We start from the raw sequence: 23329 nt of genomic DNA, 5'->3' as shown, positions 1-23329 counted from the left end.
TCCGCCTGGTATTGTTACCGGATGCAGTGCGAGCACTTTATCCGGCCAACAACCTCACTTATTCTGCGTGTGCAGCATATAGTTCACATCGACGCCGGGGCCGAGCTTAAAAGTATTAGTGATCGGGTTGTAATGCAGTCCGATCATATGCCGTTCTTTTAGACTGGTCTGATCCACCCAGCCCAGCAATTCTGCCGGTTTAATAAACTTCTTCACATCATGCGTGCCTTTGGGCACCATGCGCAAAATATATTCCGCACCAACCACCGCCATCAGCCATGACTTGCCGTTGCGGTTAAGCGTCGAGAAAAAAACATCGCCGCCCGGTTTCACCAGTTGCGCACAGGCTCTGACCACTGACTGCGGATCGGGGACGTGCTCCAGCATCTCCATGCAGGTCACCACATCATACTGCCCGGCATGTTTTGCCGCGTGCTCTTCCACGGTTTCCTGCACGTAATCCACCTGAATGCCGCTTTCCAGCGCGTGCAGTTTTGCCACCTGCAATGGCTCAAAGCCCATATCCAGACCGGTCACCGTCGCACCTTCGCGCGCCATACTCTCGGCCAGAATGCCGCCGCCACAACCAACATCGAGCACCTTTTTGCCAAATAAACCGCCAGCACGCTCGGCAATATAGCCCAGACGCAGCGGGTTAATGCGGTGCAGCGGTTTGAACTCACCTTCAAGATCCCACCAGCGGGAGGCGACGGCTTCAAATTTAGCGATCTCTTCGTGGTCTACGTTAGGGGTTACCGGCGATTTTTCGGCATTCATTGGCACTTCTACTCCGTAATTGGCAAGACAAACGAGTATATCAGGCATTGGATGTGAATAAAGCGTATAGGTTTACCTCAATCTGCGCGGCTGTGTTATAATTTGCGACCTTTGAATCCGGGATACAGTAGAGGGATAGCGGTTAGATGAGCGACCTTGCGAGAGAAATTACACCGGTCAACATTGAGGAAGAGCTGAAGAGCTCCTATCTGGATTATGCGATGTCGGTCATTGTTGGCCGTGCGCTGCCGGATGTCCGAGATGGCCTGAAGCCGGTACACCGTCGCGTACTTTACGCCATGAACGTACTAGGCAATGACTGGAACAAAGCCTATAAAAAATCTGCCCGTGTCGTTGGTGACGTAATCGGTAAATACCATCCCCATGGTGACTCGGCGGTTTATGACACGATCGTCCGTATGGCGCAGCCATTCTCGCTGCGTTACATGCTGGTAGACGGTCAGGGTAACTTCGGTTCCATCGACGGCGACTCTGCGGCGGCAATGCGTTATACGGAAATCCGTCTGGCGAAAATTGCCCATGAACTGATGGCCGATCTCGAAAAAGAGACGGTCGATTTCGTTGATAACTATGACGGCACGGAAAAAATTCCGGACGTCATGCCGACCAAAATTCCTAACCTGCTGGTGAACGGTTCTTCCGGTATCGCCGTAGGTATGGCAACCAACATCCCGCCACACAACCTGACGGAAGTCATCAACGGTTGTCTGGCGTATATCGATGATGAAGACATCAGCATTGAAGGGCTGATGGAACACATCCCGGGGCCGGACTTCCCGACGGCGGCAATCATTAACGGTCGTCGCGGTATCGAAGAAGCTTACCGTACCGGTCGCGGCAAGGTATATATCCGCGCCCGTGCGGAAGTGGAAGTTGACGCCAAAACCGGGCGTGAAACCATTATCGTCCACGAAATTCCGTATCAGGTGAACAAAGCGCGCCTGATCGAAAAAATTGCGGAACTGGTAAAAGAAAAACGCGTGGAAGGCATCAGCGCGCTGCGTGACGAGTCTGACAAAGACGGTATGCGCATCGTGATTGAAGTCAAACGCGATGCGGTCGGTGAAGTGGTGCTCAACAACCTCTACTCCCAGACCCAGTTGCAGGTTTCTTTCGGTATCAACATGGTGGCATTGCACCATGGTCAGCCGAAGATCATGAACCTGAAAGACATCATCGCGGCGTTTGTTCGTCACCGCCGTGAAGTGGTGACCCGTCGTACCATTTTCGAACTGCGTAAAGCTCGCGATCGTGCTCATATCCTTGAAGCATTAGCCGTGGCGCTGGCGAACATCGACCCGATCATCGAACTGATCCGTCATGCGCCGACGCCTGCGGAAGCGAAAACGGCGCTGGTTGCTAATCCGTGGCAGCTGGGCAACGTTGCCGCGATGCTGGAACGTGCGGGCGATGATGCTGCGCGTCCGGAATGGCTGGAGCCAGAGTTCGGCGTGCGTGACGGTCTGTACTACCTGACCGAACAGCAAGCTCAGGCAATTCTGGATCTGCGTCTGCAGAAACTGACCGGCCTTGAGCACGAAAAACTGCTCGATGAATACAAAGAGCTGCTGGATCAGATCGCGGAACTGTTGCGTATTCTTGGTAGCGCCGATCGTCTGATGGAAGTGATCCGCGAAGAGCTGGAGCTGGTTCGTGAACAGTTCGGTGACAAACGTCGTACTGAAATCACCGCCAACAGCGCAGACATCAACCTGGAAGATCTGATTACTCAGGAAGATGTGGTAGTGACGCTCTCTCACCAGGGCTACGTGAAGTACCAGCCGCTTTCTGAATACGAAGCGCAGCGTCGTGGCGGGAAAGGTAAATCTGCCGCACGTATTAAAGAAGAAGACTTTATCGACCGACTGCTGGTGGCGAATACTCACGATCATATCCTGTGCTTCTCCAGCCGTGGTCGCGTCTATTCGATGAAAGTCTACCAGTTACCGGAAGCGACTCGTGGCGCGCGTGGTCGTCCGATCGTCAACCTGCTGCCGCTGGAGCAGGACGAACGTATCACCGCGATCCTGCCGGTGACTGAGTTTGAAGAAGGTGTGAAAGTCTTCATGGCGACCGCTAACGGTACTGTGAAGAAAACCGTCCTCACCGAGTTCAACCGTCTGCGTACCGCTGGTAAAGTGGCGATCAAACTGGTTGACGGCGATGAGCTGATCGGCGTTGACCTGACCAGCGGTGAAGACGAAGTAATGCTGTTCTCCGCCGAAGGTAAAGTGGTGCGCTTTAAAGAGTCTTCTGTCCGTGCGATGGGCTGCAACACCACCGGTGTTCGCGGTATTCGCTTAGGTGAAGGCGATAAAGTCGTCTCTCTGATCGTGCCTCGTGGCGATGGTGCAATCCTCACCGCAACGCAAAATGGTTACGGTAAACGTACTGCGGTAGCGGAATACCCGACTAAGTCGCGTGCGACGAAAGGGGTTATCTCCATCAAGGTTACCGAACGTAACGGTTTAGTGGTTGGCGCGGTGCAGGTAGATGACTGCGACCAGATCATGATGATCACCGATGCCGGTACGCTGGTACGTACTCGCGTTTCTGAAATCAGCATCGTAGGCCGTAACACCCAAGGCGTGATCCTTATCCGTACTTCGGAAGATGAAAACGTAGTGGGTCTGCAACGTGTTGCTGAACCGGTTGACGAGGAAGATCTGGATTCCATCGACGGCAGTGCTGCGGAAGGGGACGATGAAATCGCTCCGGAAGTGGACGTTGACGACGAGCCAGAAGAAGAATAATTTCATCCCTTCATGCCAAAAGGGAGTTATCTCCCTTTTTTGAATTGAAAAGTCCAGGCTGCAAAGTCTGGGCTTTTGTCGTATTAGGGCGCGGTAAAGTTTTGCTGTACCCATAAAAAATGGCTGGCTTTACACAAGGAATGTGGCAATGGGTAGTGAAAAAAAGGCGAAAGGCTGGCGGTTCTATGGTCTTGTAGGTTTTGGCGCAATAGTACTGCTTTCCGCTGGTGTCTGGGCATTGCAATATGCTGGTAGTGGGCCAGAAAAAACGTTGTCGCCGCTGGTGGTACACAACAATCTGCAAATCGATCTCAATGAGCCGGACCTCTTTCTCGACAGCGACTCTCTGAGCCAGCTTCCCAAAGACCTCCTTACCATTCCGTTTCTTCACGATGTTCTAAGCGAAGATTTCGTTTTTTATTATCAGAACCATGCCGACCGTCTGGGCATTGAAGGCAGCATTCGCCGCATTGTCTACGAACACGATCTCACACTAAAAGATAAGCTCTTTTCGTCACTCTTAGATCAGCCCGCGCAGGCGGCGCTATGGCACGATAAACAAGGCCATCTTTCTCATTATATGGTGCTGATCCAGCGAAGTGGTTTAAGCAAGCTGCTGGAGCCATTGCTGTTTGCCGCTACCAGCGACAGCCAGTTAAGTAAAACGGAAATCAGTAGTATTAAGCTAAATAGTGAAACCATCCCGGTTTATCAGTTGCGCTATAACGGCAATAACGCCCTGATGTTCGCAACTTATCAGGACAAGATGCTGGTGTTTTCCAGCACGGACATGCTGTTTAAAGATGATCAGCAGGATACCGAAGCCACGGCGATCGCAAGTGATTTGTTGAGCGGTAAAAAACGCTGGCAAGCCAGCTTTGGCCTGGAAGAGCGTACTGCCGAAAAAACGCCAGTACGCCAGCGCATCGTGGTCAGTGCAAATTTGCTGGGTTTTGGCTACCAGCGATTAATGCCTTCTTTTGCTGGTGTGCGCTTCGAAATGAGCAACGACGGCTGGCACAGTTTTCTGGCGTTAAATGATGAATCCGCAAGCGTAGATGCCAGTTTCGATTTTACGCCGGTATGGAACAGTATGCCTGCAGGGGCCAGCTTCTGTGTGGCGGTGCCTTATTCACATGGTATTGCTGAAGAGATGCTTTCCCACATCAGCCAGGAAAACGACAAGCTCAACGGGGCGTTAGACGGTGCTGCGGGGCTGTGCTGGTATGAAGATTCAAAATTGCAAACTCCGCTGTTTGTCGGTCAGTTTGATGGCTCTGCCGAACAAGTGCAATTGCCAGGAAAACTGTTTACGCAAAATATTGGCGCGCTCGAAAGCAAAGCCGCAGAAGGTATATTACCAGTAACCCAGACGCAGCAGGGCGAAGCGCAAATCTGGCGTCGCGAAGTGAGTTCCCGATACGGTCAGTATCCGAAAGCACAGGCGGCGCAACCAGATCAATTAATGTCGGATTATTTTTTCCGCGTGTCGCTGGCGATGCAAAACAAGACGATGCTTTTCTCCCTCGATGACACGCTGGTCAATAACGCGTTGCAAACACTGAATAAAACCCGCCCGGCAATGGTGGATGTGATACCCACTGAAGGCATTGTTCCGGTCTATATCAATCCACAAGGCGTGGCGAAACTGCTGCGTAACGAAACGCTGACCAGTCTGCCGAAGAATCTCGAACCGGTTTTTTATAACGCCGCACAAACTTTATTAATGCCGAAGCTGGACGCTTTATCTCAACAACCGCGTTATGTCATGAAGCTGGCCCAGATGGAACCCGGTGCCGCCTGGCAGTGGCTACCCATTACCTGGCAGCCACTATGAGGCACGGGCTGCTGGCGCTGATTTGCTGGCTGTGTTGTGTTGTTGCTCATAGCGAAATGCTGAATGTCGAACAATCGGGGCTGTTTCGCGCCTGGTTTGTGCGTATTGCACAGGAACAACTCCGCCAGGGGCCAAGTCCGCGCTGGTATCAGCAGGATTGTGCGGGCCTGGTGCGATTTTCGGCGAACGAGGCGCTGAAAGTTCACGACAGCAAATGGCTAAAAAGTAACGGTATAGCAAGTCAGTATTTGCCGCCTGAAATGACGCTAACACCTGAACAGCGTCAACTGGCGCAAAACTGGAATCAGGGGAACGGAAAAACCGGCCCCTATGTGACCGCGATTAATTTGATTCAGTACAACAGCCAATTTATTGGCCAGGACATAAACCAGGCGTTGCCTGGCGATATGATTTTTTTCGATCAGGGCGATGCCCAGCACTTAATGGTCTGGATGGGGCGTTACGTCATCTACCACACCGGAAGCGCCACGAAAACTGACAACGGAATGCGCGCAGTCAGTCTGCAACAACTTATGACATGGAAGGACACCCGATGGATACCCAACGATTCCAATCCCAATTTCATTGGCATTTATCGTTTAAATTTTCTGGCGCGATAGCAGCGTGCTTGTGCCTGTCTCTTGTGGGAACAGGGCTTGCTAATGCTGATGATTCGCTTCCTTCCAGTAACTATGCGCCGCCCGCTGGGGGAACATTCTTTTTGCTCGCTGACAGCAGTTTTAGCAGCACTGAAGAGGCGAAAGTGCGACTTGAAGCGCCGGGGCGTGATTATCGACGTTACCAGATGGAAGAGTACGGCGGCGTGGACGTTCGCCTGTATCGTATTCCTGACCCGATGGCATTTTTGCGCCAGCAGAAAAACCTGCATCGCATTGTGGTGCAACCGCAATATCTGGGCGACGGGCTGAACAATACGCTAACCTGGCTGTGGGATAACTGGTATGGCAAATCTCGCCGTGTAATGCAGCGTACTTTCTCTTCTCAGTCACGGCAGAATGTGACTCAGGCGTTACCCGAATTACAGCTCGGTAATGCCATTGTTAAACCTTCCCGTTATGTACAGAACAGCCAGTTTTCACCGCTGAAAAAATATCCACTGGTGGAACAGTTCCGCTATCCACTATGGCAGGCAAAACCGGTCGAGCCGCAGCAAGGGGTAAAACTGGAAGGCGCATCCAGCAATTTCATCTCGCCGCAGCCGGGCAACATCTATATTCCTCTCGGCAAACAAGAGCCGGGACTGTATCTCGTCGAGGCGATGGTCGGTGGGTATCGGGCAACGACGGTGGTATTTGTCTCTGATACCGTGGCGTTGAGTAAAGTGTCGGGTAACGAGCTTCTGGTATGGACCGCCGGCAAAAAGAAGGGGGAAGCGAAGCCGGGATCAGAAATTCTGTGGACTGACGGTCTTGGCGTGATGACCCGAGGTATCACCGATGACAGCGGCACCTTACAGTTACAACATATATCGCCTGAACGTTCATACATTCTGGGTAAAGATGCAGAAGGCGGCGTTTTTGTCTCCGAGAATTTTTTCTACGAAAGTGAAATCTATAATACCCGCTTGTATATCTTTACTGATCGCCCGCTATATCGCGCAGGCGATCGTGTCGATGTTAAAGTGATGGGCCGCGAGTTCCACGATCCGTTGCATTCATCCCCTATCGTCAGCGCACCGGCGAAACTTTCAGTGCTGGATGCTAATGGCAGCCTGTTGCAAACCGTCAATGTCACGCTGGATGCGCGTAATGGCGGGCAGGGGAGTTTCCGCCTGCCAGAAAATGCCGTTGCCGGAGGTTATGAATTACGTCTTGCTTACCGCAAACAGGTCTATAGCAGTAGTTTTCGCGTAGCCAACTATATCAAGCCACATTTTGAGATTGGTTTAGCTCTCGACAAAAAAGAGTTCAAAACAGGCGAAGCGGTTAGCGGTAAACTGCAACTGCTTTACCCGGATGGCGAGCCGGTAAAAGATGCCCGCGTGCAGTTAAGTTTGCGCGCTCAGCAATTATCAATGGTCGGTAACGATTTGCGCTATGCCGGACGTTTCCCGGTGTCGCTGGAAGGCAGTGAAACGGTTTCCGACGATAATGGTCATGTGGCGTTAAATCTCCCCGCCGCCGATAAACCAAGCCGTTATTTGTTAACTGTCTCCGCCAGTGACGGCGCGGCGTATCGTGTTACCACCACCAAAGAGATCCTCATTGAACGCGGTCTGGCGCATTACACTTTGAGCACCGCCGCACAATACAGCAATAGCGGTGGATCGGTTGTTTTCCGTTATGCTGCGCTGGAATCTTCAAAACAGGTTCCTGTTACGTATGAGTGGTTGCGTCTGGAAGACCGCACGAGCCACAGCGGAGATCTACCTCCTGGCGGCAAATCCTTTACCGTCAATTTCGATAAACCAGGCAACTACAACCTGACGTTACGCGATAAAGACGGCTTAATTCTCGCCGGGTTAAGCCATGCCGTCAGCGGTAAGGGCAGCACGTCGCATACTGGTACGGTAGATATCGTGGCAGATAAAACGTTGTACCAGCCTGGCGAAACCGCGAAGATGCTGATTACCTTCCCGGAGCCAATTGATGAAGCATTATTGACGCTGGAACGCGATCGCGTGGAACAGCAGTCGCTGCTATCGCATCCGGCAAACTGGCTGACGTTACAACGTTTAAACGATACCCAGTATGAAGCCCGCGTACCGGTGAGCAATTCCTTTGCGCCTAACATCACTTTTTCGGTGCTGTATACCCGTAACGGTCAGTACAGTTTTCAGAACGCCGGAATCAAAGTTGCCGTTCCCCAGTTGGATATTCGGGTGAAAACGGACAAAACCCATTACCAGCCAGGTGAACTGGTCAATGTCGAATTAACCTCGTTGCTGAAAGGTAAACCAGTTTCTGCGCAGTTAACGGTTGGCGTGGTCGATGAAATGATCTACGCGCTGCAACCGGAAATCGCGCCGAATATCGGCAAATTTTTCTATCCGCTGGGGCGTAACAATGTGCGTACCAGCTCCAGCCTGTCATTTATCAGCTACGACCAGGCGCTCTCCAGCGAACCTGTTGCGCCTGGCGCGACTAACCGCAGCGAGCGGCGAGTGAAAATGCTGGAACGTCCACGGCGTGAAGAGGTGGATACCGCTGCCTGGATGCCGTCACTCACAACCGATAAACAAGGCAAAGCGTATTTCACGTTCCTGATGCCTGATTCATTAACCCGCTGGCGCATCACCGCGCGTGGGATGAACGGCGACGGGCTGGTCGGGCAGGGGCGTGCTTATTTGCGTTCGGAAAAAAATCTCTACATGAAGTGGAGTATGCCAACGGTATATCGCATGGGTGACAAACCGGCGGCAGGACTGTTTATCTTCAGTCAGCAGGATAACGAACCGGTGGCACTGGTGACTAAATTTTCAGGCGCGGAGGTGCGTCAGACGCTGACGTTGCATAAAGGGGCGAATTATATTTCGCTGACGCAGAATATTCAGCAATCTGGCTTGTTAAGTGCAGAACTGCAACAAAATGGGCAAGTGCAGGACAGTATTAGCACAAAACTGTCTTTTGTGGATAACAGCTGGCCCATTGAACAGCAGAAAAATGTCATGCTCGGCGGTGGCGATAACGCGCTGATGTTGCCCGAGCAGGCGAGCAATATCCGGCTACAAAGTAGCGAAACGCCGCAGGAGATTTTCCGTAACAATCTTGATGCGTTAGTCGATGAACCGTGGGGTGGCGTGATCAACACCGGTAGCCGTCTGATCCCGCTCAGTCTCGCTTGGCGTTCACTTGCCGATCATCAAAGTGCCGCCGCTAACGACATTCGTCAGATGATTCAGGATAACCGTCTGCGGCTGATGCAACTGGCGGGGCCAGGAGCGCGCTTTACCTGGTGGGGTGAAGATGGCAATGGCGACGCATTCCTCACGGCATGGGCATGGTACGCCGACTGGCAGGCCAGCCAGGCGCTCGGCGTAACGCAACAACCGGAATACTGGCAGCATATGCTCGACAGCTACGCGGAGCAGGCGGATAACATGCCGTTATTGCATCGGGCGCTGGTGCTGGCGTGGGCGCAGGAGATGAATCTGCCGTGCAAAACGTTGTTGAAAGGGTTGGATGAAGCTATCGCCCGGCGCGGAACTAAAACTAAAGATTTCTCTGAGGCAGACACCAGCGATATCAATGACAGCCTGATCCTCGATACACCTGAATCTCCACTGGCAGATGCGGTGGCAAACGTCTTAACCATGACGTTGCTGAAAAAAGCGCAGTTGAAGTCCACTGTGATGGCACAGGTTCAGCAATATGCGTGGGATAAAGCGGCAAACAGTAACCAGCCGCTGGCGCACACGGTTGTGCTGCTCAATAGCGGAGGCGACACCACCCAGGCTGCCGCTATTTTAAGTGGTTTAACCGCTGAACAATCCACTATTGAGCGCGCGCTGGCAATGAACTGGCTGGCGAAATATATGGCGACGATGCCTCCGGTTACGTTACCTGCTCCTGCGGGCGCATGGGCCAAACATAAGTTAACCGGAGGGGGTGAATACTGGCGTTGGGTTGGTCAGGGCGTGCCGGACATTCTCTCTTTTGGTGACGAATTACCGCCGCAAAACGTGCAGGTTCGCTGGCGTGAACCGGCAAAAACGGCTCAACAAAGTAACATTCCGGTGACCGTTGAACGACAGTTGTATCGGCTTATCCCGGGTGAAGAAGAGATGAGCTTTACTCTGCAGCCGCTGACCAGCAATGAGATTGACAGCGATGCGCTGTATCTCGATGAAATCACGCTTACCAGCGAGCAGGATGCAGTTCTACGCTACGGTCAGGTGGAAGTACCGCTCCCGCCGGGGGCTGACGTTGAGCGGACAACGTGGGGCATTTCGGTCAATAAACCCAACGCCGCGAAACAGCAGGGGCAGTTGCTGGAAAAAGCGCGAAATGAAATGGGTGAACTGGCCTATATGGTGCCGGTAAAAGAACTGACGGGAACGGTCACCTTCCGCCATTTGCTGCGTTTCTCGCAAAAAGGGCAATTCGTTCTGCCTCCTGCTCGTTATGTGCGTTCCTATGCACCTGCACAGCAAAGTGTTGCGGCAGGGAGCGAATGGACCGGGATGCAGGTGAAATAAGTGAACTGGCGCAGAATCGTCTGGCTATTAGCGTTGGTTACTCTGCCAACGCTTGCGGAGGAGACGCCGTTACAACTGGCGCTGCGGGGCGCGCAGCACGATCAACTGTATCAGCTGTCGTCATCAGGCGTGACCAAAGTCTCGGCATTACCTGACTCGCTCACCACGCCATTAGGGAGTTTGTGGAAACTGTATGTTTACGCCTGGCTGGAGGATACCCATCAACCAGAGCAGCCCTACCAGTGTCGCGGAAACTCCCCGGAAGAGGTTTATTGTTGTCAGGCTGGGGAGAGCATAACGCGCGATACCGCGCTGGTACGCTCCTGTGGACTCTATTTTGCGCCGCAACGGTTGCATATTGGTGCAGATGTTTGGGGGCAATACTGGCAACAGCGTCAGGCACCTGCGTGGTTAGCGTCTCTTCCTACGCTGAAGCCAGAAACCTCGGTAACGGTTAAATCGCTGCTTGATTCATTAGCGACGTTACCCGCGCAAAACAAAGCTCAGGAAATCTTACTGGATGTGGTGCTGGACGAGGCGAAAATCGGTGTCGCATCCATGCTCGGTAGTCGGGTAAGGGTGAAAACCTGGAGCTGGTTTGCCGATGAAAAACAGGAAATCCGTCAGGGTGGTTTTGCCGGCTGGTTAACCGATGGTACACCGCTGTGGGTTACTGGCAGTGGCACCAGCAAAACGGTACTGACCCGTTATGCGACGGTGCTTAATCGGGTATTGCCAGTGCCGACGCAAGTTGCCAGTGGGCAATGTGTAGAGGTGGAGCTGTTTGCCCGTTATCCGCTGAAGAAAATCACGGCGGAAAAGAGTACGACAGCAATAAAACCCGGCGTACTTAATGGGCGCTATCGTGTGACGTTTGCCAATGGTAACCACATTACGTTTGTCAGCCACGGTGAGACGACCTTACTGACCGAAAAGGGCAAACTGAAATTGCAGTCGCATCTTGATCGTGAAGAGTACGTTGCCAGAGTACTGGACCGCGAGGCGAAAAGTACGCCCCCTGAGGCAGCGAAAGCTATGACCGTGGCGATTCGCACTTTCTTACAGCAAAACGCCAATCGGGAAGGCGATTGCCTGACCATCCCCGACAGCAGTGCCACGCAGCGTGTTTCTGCTTCGCCAGCTACCACGGGGGCGCGAATGATGACCGCCTGGACGCAGGATCTCATCTATGCGGGCGACCCGGTCCATTATCACGGCAGTCGCGCTACCGAAGGGACACTCTCCTGGCGGCAAGCCACCGCCCAGGCGGGGCAGGGAGAGCGTTACGATCAGATACTCGCGTTTGCTTATCCCGACAATAGCCTTAGCCGCTGGGGAGCGCCGCGCTCAACCTGCCAGTTATTACCCAAAGCGAAGGCCTGGCTGGCGAAAAAAATGCCGCAGTGGCGGCGTATGTTACAAGGTGAAACGGGGTACAACGAACCAGACGTGTTTGCGGTCTGCCGTTTAGTCTCAGGTTTCCCCTATACCGATCGGCAGCAGAAACGGCTGTTTATTCGTAACTTCTTTACGCTTCAGGATCGGCTGGATTTAACCCATGAGTATCTGCACCTGGCCTTTGATGGTTATCCCACCGGGCTTGATGAGAACTATATCGAAACGCTGACCCGACAATTATTAATGGACTAATGCTATGCGAAAGATTTTTCTTCTGTTGTTACTGGTGGCGCTTTCGCCTGTTGCCCATGGCGAAGGTGTGCAGGAAGTCGAGATTGATGCACCGCTCTCTGGCTGGCATCCGGCAGAGGGCGAAGATGCCAGTTTTTCACAATCGATCAATTACCCGGCGTCGTCCGTCAACATGGCAGATGATCAAAATATCTCAGCGCAGATCCGCGGCAAAATAAAGAATTATGCTGCGGCGGGTAAAGTTCAGCAGGGCCGGCTGGTGGTCAACGGTGCCAGTATGCCGCAGAGAATTGAATCCGATGGTTCATTTGCACGCCCTTATATTTTCACTGAAGGCAGCAACAGCGTGCAGGTCATCAGCCCAGATGGGCAAAGCCGACAAAAAATGCAGTTTTACTCAACGCCGGGCGCTGGAGTGATCCGCGCGCGTTTACGGCTGGTTCTCTCCTGGGATACGGACAATACCGACCTCGATCTTCACGTTGTCACACCTGATGGCGAACACGCCTGGTACGGTAACACCGTGCTGAAAAACAGTGGTGCACTGGATATGGATGTCACGACGGGGTACGGACCGGAGATTTTCGCCATGCCAGCACCAGTTCACGGGCGCTATCAGGTATATATCAACTACTATGGCGGACGCAGCGAAACGGAATTGACGACCGCCCAACTGACGTTGATCACCGATGAAGGATCGGTTAATGAGAAACAGGAAACATTTATTGTACCGATGCGTAATGCTGGCGAACTGACGCTGGTGAAAAGTTTTGACTGGTGATTACTGAGGTTATCTTTACTGTCAATGTTCAAGAAAACGCCCGATGACTTTCGCTACCGGGCGTTTTTAAATGTTAATTCAATCGTTCAATCACCATCGCAATTCCTTGACCGCCGCCAATGCACAACGTTGCCAGACCCAGCGTTTTATCGCGTGCCTGCATTGCATGTAATAGTGTGACCAGAATACGCGCACCGCTGGCGCCGATAGGATGCCCCAGCGCGATGGCCCCGCCGTTGACATTCACTTTCTCAGGATCAAAGCCCAGTGTTTTCCCAACGGCAAGGAACTGCGCGGCAAATGCTTCATTGGCTTCGATAAGATCAATGTCTGCCAGCTGCAGCCCCGCCAGTTGTAACGCTTTTTGCGTGGCAGGTACTGGCCCCATACCCATCAATGCGGGGGGCACGCCACCGCTGGCATAACTTTTAATGCGAGCCAGGGGGGTAAGGCCTGCTGCCAGCGCCGTAGATTCTTCCATAATCACCAGAGCGGCAGCACCGTCGTTAATACCTGACGCGTTCCCGGCGGTGACAGTACCTGCTTTATCGAAGGCCGGACGCAATGCAGCCAGAGCTTCTTTAGTAGAATCTGGTTTCGGGAATTCGTCTTGACTGAAGACGAGGGTTTTCTTCCGGGTGACAACATTTACCGGGACGATTTCGGCTGTAAAAGCACCGGACTCAATTGCGGCAGCCGCTTTACGCTGTGAATGTAGCGCCAGTTCATCCTGCATTTCGCGGGTAATCCCGTACTCCTTAGCCACGTTTTCGGCGGTAATTCCCATATGATAACCATGGGTGGCGCACATCAGGCCATCGCGCAGGATTACGTCATAAACCTGTCCGTCTCCCAGACGATAACCAGAGCGCGCTTTTGCATCGAGTAAGTAGGGCGCTAAACTCATATTTTCCATACCCCCCGCCACAATGCTCTGCGCCTGACCTGCCTGAATTGCCTGGGCGGCAAGCGCCACGCTTTTCAGACCCGAACCACACACTTTATTGACCGTGAATCCGCACACCGTTTCGGCCAGTCCGCTTTTTAACAGTGCCTGACGCGCCGGATTTTGCCCCAGCCCGGCTTGCAACACGTTACCCATAATCACTTCATCGATATGTTGTGAATCGATTTTTGCGCGTTCAATAGCGGCCTGAATTACTGTTGCTCCCAGATCGATGGCGCTGGTGGAGGCGAGTGAACCATTAAAACTACCGATGGCAGTACGTACCGCACTGACGATGACACAATTTTTCATTTTATATTCCTTCTGTCTGTAAAGTTGCCGTCAGAACAGCGTTAAACCAATGACGAAAATGACGCCGGAGAAAAGCAGAGCAGTGATGCAATAGCCCATGATGTCGCGGACACCGAGTCCGGCGATTGCCAGTGCTGGCAGCGCCCAGAACGGTTGTGCCATATTCATCCACTGTTCACCGTAAGCTATCGCCATTACTGATTTACCGAGATCGGCTCCCAGCGCCTGGGCTGCGGGTATCACGAAAGGTCCCTGAATAACCCAGTGACCGCCGCCAGACGGAACGGCGAAGTTAATCAGTGCAGAACTAAAGAAGGTCATTACCGGGAAGGTGTCTTTGTTCGCAACATTGATGAAGAATTCGGTAATGAGTCCGCCCAGACCGGAGTGCTCCATCATCAGTTGGATCCCCGCGTAGAAGGGGAATTGCACCAGAATTCCGGCGGTACTGCGTGCTGCCGCGCTGATAGCACGCATATAAGCCATTGGCGTTTTATGTAGCAGCAGACCCGCAATCATAAACATCAGGTTGACGGTATTGATGGTGATGTTGAAGCCATGTTCGCTGAAGTACATCGCCAGGTAAGCGATACCGAGTGCGCCGATGATCAACGTCAGGATGCGACTTTCCTCCAGTCGCTCGGATGGTGGGGCATCTTTCGGTAGCTGCTTCTGAAAATCAGCCTCTTCCATGAGTAGTTTCGGATCGATACTCACCACGTCGGAGGGTTTTGGCATCATCATGCGGGTGATAAATGGCATCACCACAATCAACGCCACAGTGATGAAAATATTAAAACCACTGAACAGAGTATCGCCCACCGGGATCAGCCCGGCGATATGCTCAACCGGGTTGCCCGGTGTGGCAGCCAACAGAGGCATTGAGCCAGAGAAACCGCCACCCCAGGTAAGAAAACCAATGTAGGCGCAGGCAATGAGCAACGGATAATCAGAACCGGGTACTCGCCGGGCGACTTCACGGGCGAACATTGCTCCGACAACCAGACCAAATCCCCAGTTGATGACACAAGCGACTGAACCGAAGAAAGTGACCAGCATGACGCCCTGTACGGGCGTCTTTGCGGCGGAAGCGGCAGTACGCAGCAAGCTTTTCACCGGAGCAGAGCTGGCAAGGGCATGACCGGTAACGATGATAAGCGCCATCTGCATACCGAACGCCAGCAAGTTCCAGAAACCGTCCCCCCACATTTTCACCATGCTGATCGGCGTTTGTGGTGTTAACCAAAGCGCGATCACGAACGTTAGCAATGTCAGCAACATGGCAAAGATCAGTGGATCGGGAAGCCACCGGCTGACAAAACGCGTCATAAAACGCGAGATGCGACCAATCATAAATCACCCCGCTGCGTATTCAGATCGGCGGCGACTTCAAACTGAGCTTCGGTTTTGGCACGCACGGTGGCTAAATCACACCCGTCGGCAATTTCGGTGAGCCACATTTTGCCGTCAATGAAACGAAAGACTGCCAGTTCAGTGACCAGCATATGCACCGCGTGTTGCGCAGTGAGCGGCATGGTGCAGCGGCGCAAAATTTTTGCTGAACCATCTTTGGCGCAATGTTCCATGGCGATGATCACTTTGCGCGACCCGGTCACCAGATCCATCGCGCCACCCATACCGGGCACCATTTTCCCAGGCACTACCCAGTTCGCGAGGTTTGCTTCTTCGTCTACCTGCAAACCACCGAGTACGCAGGCATCAATATGACCACCACGAATCAGCGCAAACGACATTGCGCTGTCGAACATCGCTGCGCCGGGTAAAATGCCGCATGGTTGCCCGCCAGCGTTCACCAGATCTGGATGCGCTGTAGTGACTGGGCCTAAACCGAGGAAGCCATTTTCCGATTGCAGAGTGATATGAATATCCTCCGGTAAATAATTGGCGACCATTGTGGGTAAACCGATCCCTAAGTTAACGATGTCACCATCACGAAGCTCTTGCGCCACACGGCGTGCAATACGTTGTTTCGCATCCATTATTTGCTCTCCTGTGAAACGATGATGTGGTCGATAACGGCACCAGGGGTGACTATATGGTCAGGTTGCAGTTCGCCGGTTTCGACCAGTTCATCTGGCTCCACCAGCGTGATATCAGCCGCAAGGGCAATCAGGGGGTTAAAGTTGCGGGCGCTAAGTTGGTAGGTCAGGTTGCCAAGTGTGTCGCAACGATGGGCGCGAATGAGCGCCAGGTCGGCGCGCAGTGGACGTTCAAGCAGCCAGGTTTTACCGTCGAGTGTCAGCGTCTGTTTGCCTTCCTCTACGACGGTGCCGACACCAGTTGGCGTGAGAAAACCACCAAGTCCAGCTCCACCACAGCGAATTTGCTCAATCAATGTACCTTGCGGTACGAGAACGACCTCCATTTCGCCAGAAATCATGCGCCGTCCGGTTTCCGGGTTGGTGCCGATATGTGAAGCAATTACTTTGCGGACTCGACCATTGACGATGAGCGGACCGATGCCGGTATCAACAAACGCGGTATCATTGGCTATCAATGTCAGGTCGCGAACGCCAGATTCCAGTAATGCTTCCACCAGGCGGGATGGAGTGCCAATTCCCATAAATCCGCCCACCATGATGGTCATGCCGTCACGAAAGAAGCCGGAGGCGTCTTGTAATGTCATCAATTTTGTTTTCATTATTTATCCCTCTTGCATACACCGTTGTGGGTACAGTCAGGGAATAGCAAGGGGAGTGCCAGAATGAAAATGTTTGATATTGTTTTTTAATTCATTGAATAGTAAAGAATAAATAAGGTGGAGATTAAGAGGCTGAATGAACGGCTATGCAGAAATTTGCGCACTGTGCAAATTTCTGCATAGCAAGTTTTGGTGTTATACATCCGCCGGATCGATACCGTATTCCTGGAGTTTATACATCAATGCACGGCGACTGATGCCCAGCATTAAAGCAGTGCGGGTTCGGTTTCCTTCTTGTTGTTCCAGCACTTCCATAATGATGCGTTTTTCGACGCGTTTAATTTCCTCTTTTAAATTACGCTCACCGACAGGGGCTGTTTTTGCTTCACCAGCATTACAGACTGGCTGACGAATCTGCGGCGGAAGATCCTCAGAAAAAATGATCGGGCCTGAATTCATCACGACGGCGCGTTCAATAACGTTGGAAAGCTCTCGAATATTTCCCGGCCATGACCATGCGGTAAGCAGCGACATTGCCATCGGATCGATGTCGATAATATCGCGCTGATTCTCACTACTGAATTTTTGCAAAAAGTGATTAGCTAAGAGGGAAATATCTTCCCGACGATCGCGCAGAGGCGGCAGTATTAAATGAATAACGTTAAGGCGATAAAAGAGATCTTCACGGAAGGTGCCTTCTTTTACCATTGCCTGCAAGTCACGGTTGGTGGCTGCAATGATGCGGATATCAACTTTTATGGTCTGATGGCCGCCAATCCGTTCAAATTCCCGTTCCTGCAGAATGCGTAGTAATTTGGCTTGCAGTACCAGCGGCATTTCGCCAATTTCGTCGAGGAGCAGAGTACCTTCGTTGGCACGTTCAAATAATCCCTGACGTAGGGTTTGTGCACCAGTAAATGCGCCTTTTTCATGACCAAACAGTTCACTTTCGAGCAACGATTCCGGCAGCGCCGCGCAGTTGACTTTAATAAACGGCCCCTTGGCCCGCCGCGAATTGTAGTGAATCGCTCTGGCAATCAACTCTTTCCCGGTGCCGCTTTCACCGCTAATCAAGACGCTGGCCTGAGAAAGGGCAATTTTGGCGGTGTCTTTGCAGATGTCCATCATTGCCGGGCTGTTAGTGAGAATGTGCCCCCATTGCCAACTGGTGCTTAGTGCCTGGTGCAGATGACGGATCTCTTTTTTCATTGACTGGAGTTGTAAAGCGCGCTGAACGATTAAATTCAACTCATCGAGATCAAACGGTTTGATAACATAGTCAAAGGCTCCGCAGCGTAGTGCTTCGACGGCGGTTTCTACTTCAGCATAGGCCGTCATCAGAATAATGGGGGTCCGTGTCTCATGGCTGCGCATCTCCTTGAGTGCCTTGATGCCGTCCATCTCTGGCATGCGGATATCCATCAACACCACGTCAGGGTGAATATCGGCAAACAGGTGTAATGCTGTGCGCCCGTTGTTCGCACAATGTGTTTCGAATCCTTGTAGTGCAAAAGCGGTGCTCAGCATACGGCGAACATTATCTTCATCATCCACAATAAGGATGCGATTAATAGCAGTCATACAGTCTGATTTCCCTGCGGGTTGATCGGTAAAATAAGCGTGAAGGTTGCGCCGTAGCCCGGCAAACTGGCGACGCGAATATCACCCTGATGGGCATTAATGATGCGTTGACTTAACGCCAGACCAAGCCCGGTTCCTGAGGCTTTGGTAGTGAAAAAGGGATCGAAGATCTTTTTTTGCAGCGAGAGATCAATGCCACTGCCGTTGTCCTCTATCGAAATGGCCTGTTGTGAGTCGCTATACTGCCAGGTTCGAATGCGAATTTTCCCTCGTGCACTGATAGCCTGGACGGCATTGATCAGGATATTCAGTAGTACCTGTTTGAGCAGTTCACGATCGGCGCTAATCGGGCTTAATTCATTATCCAGTTCGCTTATGAAGTCGACTCGCGCTTGTACGCCGGCGGTTTGTACCAGTACCAGAGTTTCTTCAACCAATGCATTGAGGCTGACTTGTTGCCATTGACTGTGGCGTGGGCGTGAAAATTCGAGCAATTGCTGAATAACTTTGTTAATTGAATCGATTTCTTTGAGTACTACGGACAGATATTCCTGATGTATTGGGTCACTGGTTTGTTGGCGCAAGATCTGTACATAACCACGAATAGCCGTTAACGGATTACGTACTTCATGCGCCACGCCAGCCATCAGCTCACCCAGTGTGGCGAGGCGTTCAGCTTGCGCCATGCGGCGCTGGGTTTCTTTGCGGGCAGTTAAATCAGAGAAAATCACCAAAGCACCTATCATTTCACCATGCGTATTATGAATACGACTGGTAGTGACACTGAGTTCAATGGTGCGCTCACGGCCTGGAAAACTGATCTCCAGCGCCACATGTTCGGTACCATGTTCCAGCGTATCCAGTACTGGACTGTAGAACGGAGTATTGTCGAACAACATGGAGTAAGGCTGCCCTACCAGTTCATGACGTTGATAGCCAGTGATGACTTCTGCTGCCGGGTTCATGGTGGTTACATCACCCTGGCGGTCAATGGCAATGACGCCATCGGCAGCGTTTTCAATAATCAGATCGTTAAGTGTTCGCGTTTCACGCAGTGCCTGGGCGAGGTTGTTGACACTCTGACTAATTTGCCCCATTTCACCGGGCAATTGTGGTAATCGAGTGGGAATATTTTGCGCCAGAGTCGCGAGACCATCGGTGATGATATCTATATTGGCGCTCAGGCGACGGGAGAAAAGGACAATCAACAGCAGGCTTATCAGCAAACCGGCGGTGAGCACAATGATAATCCTCACATCCATTTTCCAGGCCTGGCGGCGAATATCTTCGGTTAATTCATTGGCCCAGATATAACCGAGGATTTCACCATTACGCTCAATGGGGATCATTGAATTCAAAATATCGCCGCGCACCTGCCTGCCTGAATAAATCAAAGGAGTATTTGTACGCATGACTTCGCGACCAGGGTGATCTGCGGCAATAGTAACGCCCACATTATTCTGATACAGCGCTGAAGGCGCGTAAGTGATTATCGCATCCAGCGTTTTGTTGTAATAACCAGCGCCTATGCCAGGAAAGGCGTGAGTGATATTTTCAGTAATGGGAGCAAGTTCTGCATTCAGTGCGTGGATTCGCTCCTCACGTGGTAAGTCGTTGTAGAGATCGTAGCGATCGCCTAGCGCCTGATTAAGCAGGTTGACCACGGCAGAAAGTTTTTTCTCTTTTTCAGATAAGACTGCTGAACGTCCTTCCGTTTCTACGATATAACCAATAGTAAGCGTTGGGACAATGACCATCAGGATTGCCATCAGGATCATTTGATTGCGTAAGCGGCGTGGATAAATCCACTTCATATAATGCATGCTGAATCCCACTAGTCTTGTCCGGTATATGACGATTATCAGAGGTTAAGGTGATGATTTCTCGGCGGTGTATCATATTCCAGAGAAGAGAGAACATTGCGGTAACACGCTTTTACCGCTACCTTAACCACACTCCATCGGTCACCTGAGGCGGAGCTTCGCCCCTTTGAAATACCTTGCTTCTTTTCGTACAACCCTGAAAGCCTCGCGCTACATGTTCAGAGCATTGGCGTTAGTGCTCTGGCTGTTGATTGCTTTTTCATCCGTTTTTTACATCGTTAATGCGTTGCATCAGCGAGAATCGGAAATTCGTCAGGAATTTAATCTGAGTTCCGATCAGGCTCAGCGCTTTATTCAACGCACCTCTGATGTGATGAAAGAGCTGAAGTACATAGCTGAAAATCGCTTATCGGCAGAAAACGGTGTGCTTTCGCCGCGTGGACGAGAAACGCAGGCAGATGTGCCTGTGTTTGAACCACTGTTTGCCGACTCCGATTGTTCCGCAATGAGTAACACCTGGCGAGGTTCTCTGGAGTCATTGGCGTGGTTTATGCGCTACTGGCGCGATAATTTCTCTGCGGCTTACGATCTCAACCGGGTATTTTTAATCGGCAGCGATAACCTCTGCATGGCCAATTTCGGTCTGCGTGATATGCCAGTGGAACGCGATACCGCGCTAAAAGCTTTGCATGAACGCATTAATAAATATCGAAATGCACCACAAGATGATAGTGGCAGTAACCTCTACTGGATCAGCGAAGGTCCGCGCCCTGGCGTCGGGTATTTTTACGCCTTGACGCCAGTTTATCTGGCGAACCGGTTGCAGGCGCTTTTGGGTGTCGAGCAAACCATCCGGATGGAGAACTTTTTTTTACCTGGTACGTTGCCGATGGGGGTTACCATTCTTGATGAAAATGGTCATACCCTGATTTCGCTTACCGGACCGGAAAGCAAGATTAAGAGCGATCCTCGCTGGATGCAGGAACGTTCCTGGTTTGGCTATACGGAAGGGTTCCGGGAACTGGTGCTGAAGAAAAACCTGCCACCTTCATCGTTAAGCATCGTCTATTCGGTGCCGGTTGATAAGGTGCTGGAGCGCATTCGCATGTTGATCCTTAACGCGATTTTACTGAATGTGCTTGCCGGAGCCGCGTTGTTTACTCTCGCACGGATGTACGAGCGGCGTATATTCATTCCTGCGGAAAGCGACGCCCTGCGACTGGAAGAGCACGAGCAGTTTAATCGCAAGATTGTCGCTTCCGCGCCAGTGGGTATCTGCATTTTGCGTACCGCTGATGGCGTTAATATTTTAAGTAACGAACTTGCGCATACCTATCTCAATATGCTTACGCATGAGGATCGCCAACGACTGACGCAAATTATCTGTGGTCAGCAGGTCAATTTTGTTGATGTCCTGACCAGCAACAATACCAATCTGCAAATCAGCTTCGTCCATTCGCGCTATCGTAATGAAAACGTGGCTATTTGTGTGCTGGTGGATGTTTCTTCGCGCGTGAAGATGGAAGAGTCGTTGCAGGAGATGGCACAAGCAGCGGAACAGGCGAGTCAGTCAAAATCGATGTTCCTTGCCACCGTAAGTCATGAGCTGCGAACGCCGTTGTATGGCATTATCGGTAACCTGGATCTGTTGCAAACCAAAGAGCTGCCAAAAGGCGTCGATCGTCTGGTGACGGCAATGAACAACTCTTCCAGCCTGTTGTTGAAAATTATCAGCGATATTCTCGACTTCTCGAAGATTGAATCGGAACAGTTGAAGATCGAACCGCGTGAGTTTTCACCGCGTGAAGTGATGAACCACATCACCGCCAACTATTTACCGCTGGTGGTACGCAAGCAGTTAGGCTTGTACTGTTTTATTGAACCGGATGTGCCAGTGGCCTTAAATGGCGACCCGATGCGTTTACAGCAGGTCATCTCCAACCTGTTGAGTAACGCCATAAAATTCACCGATACCGGCTGTATAGTTCTGCATGTTCGCGCTGATGGCGATTATCTCTCTATCCGTGTTCGCGATACCGGCGTGGGGATTCCGGCGAAAGAAGTGGTGCGCTTGTTTGATCCCTTCTTCCAGGTCGGCACGGGCGTACAGCGTAACTTCCAGGGGACTGGTCTGGGTCTGGCGATTTGTGAAAAACTGATCAGCATGATGGACGGCGACATCTCGGTAGATTCAGAACCGGGAATGGGCAGCCAGTTTACTGTGCGTATTCCGTTGTATGGCGCTCAGTACCCGCAGAAAAAAAGCGCGGAAGGGTTGAGCGGGAAACGCTGCTGGCTGGCAGTCCGCAATGCGTCGCTCTGTCAGTTCCTGGAAACCAGTTTGCAGCGCAGCGGCATAGTCGTTACAACATACGAAGGGCAGGAACCGACTCCCGAAGATGTGTTAATCACCGACGAGGTAGTGAGTAGAAAATGGCAGGGCAGAGCGGTAGTGACCTTCTGTCGTCGTCATATTGGTATTCCGCTGGAGAAAGCGCCCGGGGAGTGGGTACACAGTGTGGCGGCCCCGCATGAGCTCCCGGCATTGCTGGCACGTATATATCTGATCGAGATGGAGAGCGATGATCCTGCTAACACTCTGCCGACGACGGACAAAGCGGTCAGCGATAATGACGATATGATGATTCTGGTCGTGGATGATCATCCGATTAACCGGCGTCTGCTGGCAGATCAGTTGGGATCGTTGGGTTATCAATGTAAAACTGCGAATGATGGCGTCGATGCGCTTAATGTACTTAGCAAGAATCATATCGATATCGTGCTTAGCGACGTCAACATGCCAAATATGGATGGTTACCGCTTGACGCAACGCATTCGTCAGTTGGGACTGACGTTGCCGGTAATCGGAGTAACTGCTAATGCGCTGGCTGAAGAGAAGCAGCGGTGTCTGGAGTCCGGTATGGACAGTTGCCTGTCGAAGCCGGTAACGCTGGATGTTATAAAACAGACACTGACGGTATATGCCGAGAGGGTCCGGAAATCGCGGGAATCGTAGGCTTATAAGACA

The 23329-nt window shown here is 51.9% G+C and carries 14 protein-coding genes; 7 read left to right on the top strand and 7 right to left on the bottom strand.

The window, feature by feature from the left end; genetic code table 11:
* Positions 1 to 54 precede the first annotated feature (54 nt).
* On the bottom strand, positions 55 to 777 hold the full coding sequence (gene ubiG / locus BEB42_RS14855; RefSeq protein WP_000990785.1) for a bifunctional 2-polyprenyl-6-hydroxyphenol methylase/3-demethylubiquinol 3-O-methyltransferase UbiG: 723 nt from the start codon (positions 775 to 777) through the stop codon (positions 55 to 57).
* Positions 778 to 923: 146 nt separating this feature from the next.
* Here ubiG and gyrA point away from each other — a divergent pair, with 146 nt between their 5' ends.
* From gyrA to BEB42_RS14825, 6 genes are all read left to right on the top strand, one after another.
* Positions 924 to 3551, top strand: coding sequence for a DNA topoisomerase (ATP-hydrolyzing) subunit A (gyrA, locus tag BEB42_RS14850; RefSeq protein ID WP_001281246.1), 2628 nt, complete (start codon positions 924 to 926; stop codon positions 3549 to 3551).
* Positions 3552 to 3699: 148 nt separating this feature from the next.
* Complete coding sequence (locus tag BEB42_RS14845) at positions 3700 to 5388, top strand: DUF2138 domain-containing protein (protein ID WP_000534364.1); 1689 nt, start codon at positions 3700 to 3702, stop codon at positions 5386 to 5388.
* A complete protein-coding gene (locus tag BEB42_RS14840; protein WP_001328405.1) occupies positions 5385 to 6008 on the top strand; it encodes a DUF1175 domain-containing protein in 624 nt (207 codons plus the stop codon). The genes BEB42_RS14845 and BEB42_RS14840 overlap by 4 nt, the downstream gene beginning before the upstream one ends.
* A 23-nt stretch (positions 6009 to 6031) precedes the next feature.
* On the top strand, positions 6032 to 10546 hold the full coding sequence (locus tag BEB42_RS14835) for an alpha-2-macroglobulin family protein (protein WP_024218628.1): 4515 nt from the start codon (positions 6032 to 6034) through the stop codon (positions 10544 to 10546).
* Complete coding sequence (locus BEB42_RS14830) at positions 10547 to 12196, top strand: YfaQ family protein (protein WP_001104497.1); 1650 nt, start codon at positions 10547 to 10549, stop codon at positions 12194 to 12196. It begins immediately after the preceding gene.
* A gap of 4 nt (positions 12197 to 12200) precedes the next feature.
* Positions 12201 to 12977 (top strand): YfaP family protein, encoded by a 777-nt coding sequence (locus BEB42_RS14825; RefSeq protein ID WP_105267433.1) that lies wholly within the window; start codon positions 12201 to 12203, stop codon positions 12975 to 12977.
* Positions 12978 to 13050: 73 nt separating this feature from the next.
* Here BEB42_RS14825 and atoB read toward each other — a convergent pair whose 3' ends face one another.
* From atoB to atoS, 6 genes are all read right to left on the bottom strand, one after another.
* Positions 13051 to 14235 carry an acetyl-CoA acetyltransferase gene (gene atoB / locus BEB42_RS14820; protein WP_000786552.1) on the bottom strand — a complete coding sequence of 395 codons (1185 nt, stop codon included), beginning with the start codon at positions 14233 to 14235 and terminating at the stop codon, positions 13051 to 13053.
* Positions 14236 to 14265: 30 nt separating this feature from the next.
* Positions 14266 to 15588 carry a TIGR00366 family protein gene (locus BEB42_RS14815; RefSeq protein WP_000580275.1) on the bottom strand — a complete coding sequence of 441 codons (1323 nt, stop codon included), beginning with the start codon at positions 15586 to 15588 and terminating at the stop codon, positions 14266 to 14268.
* Positions 15585 to 16235 (bottom strand): acetate CoA-transferase subunit beta, encoded by a 651-nt coding sequence (atoA, locus tag BEB42_RS14810; RefSeq protein ID WP_000339051.1) that lies wholly within the window; start codon positions 16233 to 16235, stop codon positions 15585 to 15587. The genes BEB42_RS14815 and atoA overlap by 4 nt, the downstream gene beginning before the upstream one ends.
* Positions 16235 to 16897 (bottom strand): acetate CoA-transferase subunit alpha, encoded by a 663-nt coding sequence (gene atoD / locus BEB42_RS14805; protein WP_000850525.1) that lies wholly within the window; start codon positions 16895 to 16897, stop codon positions 16235 to 16237. Before atoD ends, atoA begins: the two co-directional genes overlap by 1 nt.
* 195 nt (positions 16898 to 17092) lie before the next feature.
* Positions 17093 to 18478, bottom strand: coding sequence for an acetoacetate metabolism transcriptional regulator AtoC (atoC, locus tag BEB42_RS14800; RefSeq protein WP_000125277.1), 1386 nt, complete (start codon positions 18476 to 18478; stop codon positions 17093 to 17095).
* The gene (gene atoS / locus BEB42_RS14795; protein ID WP_000559131.1) at positions 18475 to 20301 is read right to left on the bottom strand and encodes a two-component system sensor histidine kinase AtoS; all 1827 of its coding nucleotides are present in this window, start codon (positions 20299 to 20301) and stop codon (positions 18475 to 18477) included. The genes atoC and atoS overlap by 4 nt, the downstream gene beginning before the upstream one ends.
* Before the next feature lie 166 nt (positions 20302 to 20467).
* On the opposite strand from atoS, the gene rcsC reads away from it, so the two are divergent.
* Positions 20468 to 23317, top strand: a complete 2850-nt coding sequence (rcsC, locus tag BEB42_RS14790) for a two-component system sensor histidine kinase RcsC (protein WP_000876047.1) — start codon at positions 20468 to 20470, stop codon at positions 23315 to 23317.
* Positions 23318 to 23329 lie beyond the last annotated feature (12 nt).

Origin of the sequence: Escherichia sp. MOD1-EC5990 (assembly GCF_002965285.1) — a bacterium.
GTDB lineage: Bacteria > Pseudomonadota > Gammaproteobacteria > Enterobacterales > Enterobacteriaceae > Escherichia > Escherichia coli_F.
The sequence above is the reverse complement of the archived record's forward strand: the minus strand, read 5'-3'. Positions and strand labels throughout refer to the sequence as shown.